The 7,865-nt window shown below is 39.2% G+C and carries 4 protein-coding genes; all 4 read left to right on the forward strand.

The annotated features are described in order from the left end of the window. Nucleotides 1-542: 542 nt before the first annotated feature. Entirely contained in the window at nucleotides 543-1,112 is a 570-nt protein-coding gene (locus PX482_RS09005; RefSeq protein ID WP_223213048.1) for a chorismate--pyruvate lyase family protein, read from the forward strand. An 87-nt stretch (nucleotides 1,113-1,199) separates the two neighbouring features. Further along, on the forward strand, nucleotides 1,200-2,192 hold the full coding sequence (locus PX482_RS09010) for a methyltransferase (protein WP_288026184.1): 993 nt from the start codon (nucleotides 1,200-1,202) through the stop codon (nucleotides 2,190-2,192). Nucleotides 2,193-2,257: 65 nt separating this feature from the next. Beyond that, nucleotides 2,258-2,950, forward strand: a complete 693-nt coding sequence (gene uppS / locus PX482_RS09015) for a polyprenyl diphosphate synthase (RefSeq protein WP_002761485.1) — start codon at nucleotides 2,258-2,260, stop codon at nucleotides 2,948-2,950. Then, nucleotides 2,940-7,412 carry a non-ribosomal peptide synthetase gene (locus tag PX482_RS09020; protein ID WP_002761483.1) on the forward strand — a complete coding sequence of 1,491 codons (4,473 nt, stop codon included), beginning with the start codon at nucleotides 2,940-2,942 and terminating at the stop codon, nucleotides 7,410-7,412. Before uppS ends, PX482_RS09020 begins: the two co-directional genes overlap by 11 nt. Nucleotides 7,413-7,865 lie beyond the last annotated feature (453 nt).

The following is a 7,865-nucleotide window of genomic DNA, read 5'->3' on the forward strand; positions in this document are numbered from 1 at the left end:
CCTTATAGAGAAAGGCATTTAGCGATTTTTGTCAATTGTTTTTTATCTAGAGCGAACTAATCAATTAAGTCTCTTGCCAGATAAGGATTTAGTCGATTTATGCCCCCCTATCGAACCATAACAAGTAACGAAGAGCCAGAATTTTATTCCTCCTCTGCATTGGCCGACGGAAGAGGAGGCCGAATATGAAGCCATCATGGATTATGCCGCTAACCAAGCTCAGTCTTCCTACCGGCACCGAGATCACAAGGAGGTGATCAAAACCCAGGCAAAAGATGTTGATCCCGATATGTGGTGGTTGGGAATCTAATCAAAGCGCCGCGGCAAAACAACTAAGTAGGTGGGTGCCATTGATTTGCACCCACCTGTAATGGGAGCATACCGCCCACACTGGGTCTTACATTCAATGAGACCAACCTACTTAGTAGATTGTCCAGCTTAAGGTTGTGTTTACCCAGTTATAGCAAGATATCCAGAGAGCGCTTAGGCACATCGATGGGCTAACTTTAAATCTATCCAGCAAATTAAGGAATTGTGCCATGATGCCAGCGAAACTACCGAATCGGTGTAAAATCGAGTTGCTAAAAAATAGTTTTAGCAAAACCCCTCTTAATCTTTCGGAGTTAAGCACACTCCAGCGAATCATTTTAATAACCGATGGGACTCTGACCGACATTTTAGAGATTTATTTGTTGGAAAAAATGTCAATTGTTAAACTGTCTGAAGAAGCGGTATATTTAGAGGAAGACTTGCCGGTTTTAGATCTTGAAAAAGGTAGTAAAATTATCAAAAGAAAAATATTTCTTTGCAGTACAGTCAGCCAAAAAAATTTAGTTTATGCCGAGTCTATTATTGTTATTGATAGACTAGACACCAAGTTTCAAGAGGAATTAATCAATTCAGGAAAACCCATTGGTAAGCTTTGGTTAGAAAATCGGATGGAAACCTTTAAGGAAATCGTTGATTTATCTCAAGAGCGTGCGGGGGATTTGGCTGAGGATTTTCAAATCAGTCCAGAAGAAAAACTTTTTTCTCGTACCTATCGTGTTTTCTCTCAGAAGCAAGCGATTATGATGATTACAGAAAAATTTCCCGAGAGTTATTTCGTCTAAAAATATCTCCAGAGTCATTCCATTAACAACCATCTCAACTTTGCTCATTCAATCATGTTTAATCTTCAGCGAGAAAATCCCGGGCAAATGTCTGATAGAGACACTGTCTTGCAGATGATAAGGGGTTTTCAGATTAGCCAATGTATTTATGCGGCCGCCAAATTAGGAATTGTTGATCTGTTGGCCGATGGAACAAAATCTTATCAAGAGTTAGCCACTGAAACCCATACTAATGCTGATTTACTTTATCGTTTTTTGCGGACGTTAACCAGTCTGGGGATTTTAGAAGAAACCCAACCCAACTATTTCCAAAACACTGCTTTAGCAACTTATTTAAGAGATAAGCAACAGGGAACTGTTCGCAATTTTCTGATGGCGGAAATAGAAGAAAGTTATGCTAGTTGGGGAAATCTGACTCAAAGTTTAACCACAGGTCAAGGTGCTTTTGAGTCTATGTATGGTGTCAATATTGAAGAGTTTCATCAACAAAATTCCGATCAAGCTGAAGTTTTTGATCAAGCAATGGTTGATATAACTGCAATTCAAAACCCCCTGATTTTGGCCGCTTATGATTTTTCTGTCGGGGAAATTGTCGCAGACATTGGTGGAGGATACGGAAAATTTCTGGCTGCTATTTTACAAAAATATCCCCAGATTCAAGGGGTGCTATTTGAACAACCCTATTGTATTGAGCAGGGGAAATATCTACTAACACAAGAGGGAGTGATCGACCGTTGTAGTTTGATTTCTGGGAGCTTTTTTGACCCCATTTTACTTAAAGCAGACATTTATTTATTGAAGAAAATTCTGCTCAATTGGGATGATCAAAAAGCCCTTGAAATTCTCAAAAACTGTCGTCAGGCTATGGACCCATCCTCTCGATTGTTAATCGTGGATCGAATTTTGCACAAAAATCGTTGGAAGGATAATTTAGCTGATCTCAATTTATGGATGCTAGGTTCAGGAAAAATTCGCTCAGAATCGGAATTTAGGGTATTGTTAGAAACGGCTGGCTTTCAAATAACTAAAATTATTGATACTGAGTCTATAGAGAGTTTAATTGAAGCTACTCCACTCTAAACCAGAAACTTAAATACCGCTCTGTTTACCAAACTACTCAATTCAACCTTATTAGGAAAAATTTTATGACTAACAACATCTCTACTAAACCTCTCAAGCATATTGCCATCATTCCAGACGGTAACAGAAGATGGGCAAAAAATCAGGGCTTATCTCCCCAAGAAGGTCACAGAAAAGCATTTATAGAGGTGGCACCTTCCCTATTAAAAACGCTTTGGGATAAGGAAATTTACGCCGCGACATTGTGGCTGTTCTCCACCGAAAACTGGAAGCGTTCCGATAGCGAAGTTGACAACTTAATGGATGTTTTTAGTCAGTTTCTCAGCTATTTATTGCCTTTATCGGGTGAATACTCAGTACAGTTGCGACATTTAGGTAGAAAAGATCGCCTTCCTGAAAATCTCTTGTCTATGGTTGAGGAGGTAGAGCATAGCACCAAAGGAATGACCGGTCACATCTTCAATTTTGCCCTAGACTACGGTGGTGAAGATGAGATAATCCGCGCAGTTCGCCGCCTAGTAGAAAAGGGGGTTAAACCTGAAGAGATCGAACCTCATCAGCTAATGGATCAATTTTGTCCGCCGCCAGATCTGATTATTCGGACCTCTGGAGAATGTCGGTTATCTGGATTTATGCCCCTACAGAGTTGTTATAGTGAACTCTACTTTACAAATACCTTCTTTCCCGATCTAACTCCGGCAGATATTGAAGAAGCTATCCACTGGTTTCAAAATCGCGAGCGTCGCTTTGGAAAATAGGATCAAGCAAATTAAACCAACTATAGCACCTGAGTTAAATCAAATTACTTTAGTTCCCATGACTCAATCTATTCATCAATTATTGGAACAGCAGGTACAACGCACCCCTGAAGCGATAGCTCTGATTGGGGAAAACCGGCAAATTAGCTATGAAAGCTTAAATCAAAAAGCCAATCAACTGGCCCATTATTTACAAAAATGTGGGCTAAAATCGGAAAGTCTCGTTGGCTTATCTGTGGAACGTTCCCCGGAAATGGTGATGGCGCTTTTGGCTATTCTCAAAGCCGGATGTGCCTATGTTCCCCTCGACCCCGACTATCCACCGGAGCGCTTGGATTATATGATACAAGATGCTCAATTATCTCTCATAATCACCAATAGTTATTTAATCGGTAAATTCGGGGACAATCAGAGAGTTAAAATTCTGAAATTGGATGAAGATTGGGGGCTAATTGCCCTGGAAAAGCCAGAAAATCCCGATATTGAAGTTAACCCCGAAAACCTCGCTTATATTATCTATACATCAGGTTCCACCGGAAAACCCAAGGGCGTGATGATTGAACATCGCTCTGTGGTTAATTTTATTGAAGTGGTTAAGACTACTGCTAATCTCAGTCAAAGCGATCAAATTTTACAATTTGCCTCGATTAGTTTTGATGTTGCCGTCGAGGAAATTTATCCTTGCTTAACTGTTGGTGGCACAGTGTTTTTGCGAACTGAGGCGATGTTAAGCTCATTTTCTAGCTTTATCCAAAAGTGTCGAGAATGGCAACTGACAATCTTAGATTTACCCACAGCTTTTTGGCAGGCTTTAATTACCGAATTAGCACGAACTAAGGAACCCTTCCCCGAATCGGTGCGATTATTATTTGTGGGTGGAGAAAGTTTATTACCCGAAAAACTCAAACTATGGCAGCAATATATAGAAGAAATGCTACAAACTGGGAAACTCCGCCGAGTACCCCAATTAATTAACGCTTATGGACCGACAGAAACCACTGTCGAAGCAACCTATTGTGATTTATCTAATTATAAATTAACAGAAAACTGTACCTCTGTCCCTATTGGTCGTCCCATCAATCAGACACAAATCTATATTCTTGATCAGAATTTACAGCCTGTCCCCCAAGGAACTCAAGGGGAATTATATATTGCTGGTATTAGTTTAGCGAGAGGTTATCTCAATCAGCTAGAATTAACCCAAGAAAACTTTATCAATAACCCTTTCAATCCCTCAGAACGGCTTTATAAAACTGGAGATTTGGGTCGCTATTTAGCCGATGGTGACATTGAATACTTAGGACGCATTGACAATCAAATTAAGATTAGAGGTTTTCGGGTAGAACTAGGAGAAATTGAGAATGTATTGATTCAACACTCGGCGATTGATTCGGCGGCGGTTATCCTCAGCCAAGATCAATTAGGGGATAAACAGTTAATCGCTTATGTCGTTCCTCATCTAACTTCTGAGGATTCCTTAGAACAGGAAAAAACTCAACAAGAATATCTGGCTCTTTGGAAAACTGTTAATCAGCAAACTGACAGTCAAACCCCTATTCAAAGTGATCTTACTTTTAATATTATTGGTTGGGATAGTAGTTATGACGGACAGCCAATTCCCAAAGAAGAAATGCACGAATGGGTGGATAAAACCGTTGAAAGCATTCAAGAGTTACACCCAGAAAAAGTTTTAGAAGTTGGCTGCGGTACGGGATTATTATTAACTCGAGTTGCCCCCGATTGTTCCGAGTATGTAGGTCTTGATTTTTCTCGTCCTGCTTTAGATCATATTCGGAAAATTCAGCAAACAATAGGCGGTTTAGATCATGTAACTTTGTGGGAAAGAAGCGCCGATGACTTAGCGGGATTGGAGTCAGAAAGTTTTGATACTATTATCATCAACTCTGTGCTGCAATATTTCCCCAGTACCGCCTACCTACTGCAAGTTTTAGAAGGGTTGATTAAACGGGTTAAAAAAGGAGGTCATATTCTTGTTGGAGATATTCGTAATTTAGCCCTTTTGCCAACCTATTGTACTTCGGTAGAAGCTTATCGAGCTAATGATCATGTTCTTGCCTGCCAATTGCGAGAAAGAATTACCCGCAAACAACAAGCAGAAGAAGAGTTGTTATTACATCCCTTTTTCTTCCTAGCACTTCAACAACAATTTCCTGAAATTACTCATGTGCAAATAAAACCCAAAACTGGGGTTTATGATAATGAATTAACTCGCTTTCGTTACGAGGCGATTTTATCTATCAATAGTTCCGTTGAACCGTTGACAGAGATTGATTGGTTAGACTGGCAAAAAGAACAACTGAACTTAGCCGAAGTTAAACGTATTTTAACTGAAGATCAACCGAAAAATTTAGGTATTTCTCGTATTCCTAATGCTCGTTTGAGCAAGGAAGTTAAGGTTCAACAATGGTTAGAAGAAGCTGATCAAAGCGACTCACTTAAGCAACTAAACCAGTGGCTAGGTAAGCAGCCGAAGCATGGGGTAGAAATTGATCGGATAATGGCTCTTGTGGAGGACTTACCTTATCACCTAGAGATTAGCTGGATTAATACCGATGCCACAGGATATTATGATCTAGTTTTTAGCCATAAATCCGCACCATTCCAACCAGCAATTTTTCCCATTAGTTCTCCTATTGAAGATATATTTACCTATGCCAATAATCCAATCGAGATTAAATTTAAGCAGCAATTAATATTAGAACTCGGTCAATTTATTAAAAGCAAATTGCCAGAATATATGAGGCCAAATGCCATCAGTATTTTAGACAAATTGCCCCTTACGCCTAATGATAAAATAGACCGTCTGGCCTTGTCAAAACTGGCAAAACCGAGTTATATATTAACCAGTAATAAAGCTAATTTTGTAGCTCCTCGTAATCGAGAAGAAGAAATATTAGCGAACTTGTGGTCTGAAGTTCTGCAACTAGAGCCAATCGGTATTAATGATAACTTCTTTGAGTTAGGCGGAAATTCTCTCAAGGTCATTGTTTTATTGAATAGAATCCAAGAAGGGTTGAATAAAAACTTGCAGATGCTTGACCTATTTCAGTCACCCACCATTGCTGAATTAGTAACTTGTCTGTCAGAAAAATCATCAACATTTAACAGAATTGAAGCAACAAATCTCCAACCTGCCGACGAAATTCGTTATTATCCGCCCTCTTTTGCTCAAGAGCGATTTTGGGATTATCGTCATTTAGGTAGCTTTTATTATCTACCTAACTACTTCCATCTGGAAGGAAAGCTTAATATAGCTATTTTGGAAAAAAGTTTTAATGAGATTATTCGTCGCCATGAAATTCTAAGAACAAAATTAGAAGAAATCAACGGTTCTTTAAGGCAGGTTGTCTATCCCAACACAAAGATAGCTCTTGAAATTATTGATCTGCGAAACCGCTCAGAAGTAGAGCAACAGCAAGAAATAGAAAGAATAACCGCAGAAAAAATCAAAAAACAAGTTTTTCTGGACAAAGATCCTTGGTTGTTTGTTAATCTACTACAATTGTCAGAAACGTCTCATATTTTGCTGATCGGTTTACACATGATGCTGGCCAATGAACAATCTTCGGAAATATTAATGCCAGAATTGAGCCTTCTCTACGATACTTTCCTCTCTGATAGCCCTTCTCCTTTGCCCGAATTACCCCTACAGTATGGCGATTATGTGATTGCCGAACGTCAATCTCTTACAGAAGAAGGACTAAAAATAAGGCGCGACTATTGGCAACATTGGTTAAGTCGAGAACCCCAACCTTTAAATCTTCCCACTGACAGACCGCTACCAGAGGTGCAAAGCTTCCAGGCGGCTACCCTAGAAATGGAGATTTTCCCTGAACTGACCACTCAGTTAGAAACTTTGAGTCAGAAACAAAAAGTGACTTTTTTTACCACCATCGCCACTACCTTTGGACTTTTACTCCATCAGTACGCTCCGAAGGAAAGTCTCGTTATCGGCGTTCCAGCGATTGATAGCAATCAGCAGCAATTTGCATCTGTAATGGGAGATTTTGGTAAAATGCTGGCTTTAAGGCTTGATTTTGGCGAAAATGACGACTTTTTCCAGCTATTAAAACGGGTTCAACAGGAGATGCTTGCTGTCATCACTCACCAAGATGTCCCTTTTGAGCAAATCGCCAAAACCTTTGACCCGCCGATAGAGCGAAATAAACGCTTTTTTAGAGTGTATTTAGACTTTTTGCAAAAAGCTCCCAGAGAGCATTTAGAATTATCGGGTTTGAATGTCACCCCCATACCGCTTAAATTATCAATGGCAAGAGTAGATTTAGGAGTATTGTTCTGGAAAAAAAATACCCCTTCGGGAACTGTTATTCAGCTATGGTGGAAGTATAAAAAAGATTTGTTTGAAGCGGATACCATAGCTGGGATAGCATCAAATTTTGAAGATTTATTAGGGGCAATTGTCAATAGACCTCTTGCATAAATCCGAAAACAAACGATAGAAACAATAATGGGAAGGACTTTCAGTTAATTATTTATTAGTAGTTGATAATCTTCAAAAATGTTGCTGTACAAGGATCGACTTAAGACTTTTGCAAGAGGTCTAATCAATGAAATCAACTCAATCTCATCTTTTCACTACAACTCATTGGTATAATACCTGCTTAATGGAAGCTCTGGTTTTTGCTGTTTCTGGTCAAACTGAAGGAATAATACAGTCAAGCCTAGAATTGTTGACAACTAAGGTAAAATCGTTAATAATTTAGAGAAGGATTTATTCTTAGCAAAAAATACTTTTTTTGGCTCTTCGGTTTGTGTTATGCAATGGACGGGGGTTATAAGGGATGGAACCCTTATAGAGAAAGGCATTTAGCGATTTTTGTCAATTGTTTTTGCTCTAGAGCGAACTAATCAATTAAGTCTCTTGCCAGATAAG

This window comes from Microcystis sp. M53602_WE12, from assembly GCF_030065455.1.
Classification (GTDB): Bacteria; Cyanobacteriota; Cyanobacteriia; order Cyanobacteriales; family Microcystaceae; genus Microcystis; species Microcystis aeruginosa.

Coding starts and splice junctions, on each gene's coding strand:
- PX482_RS09005 (WP_223213048.1), top strand. CDS start 543: ATGCCAGCGAAACTACCGAATCGGTGTAAAATCGAGTTGCTAAAAAAT.
- PX482_RS09010 (WP_288026184.1), top strand. CDS start 1,200: ATGTCTGATAGAGACACTGTCTTGCAGATGATAAGGGGTTTTCAGATT.
- uppS (WP_002761485.1), top strand. CDS start 2,258: ATGACTAACAACATCTCTACTAAACCTCTCAAGCATATTGCCATCATT.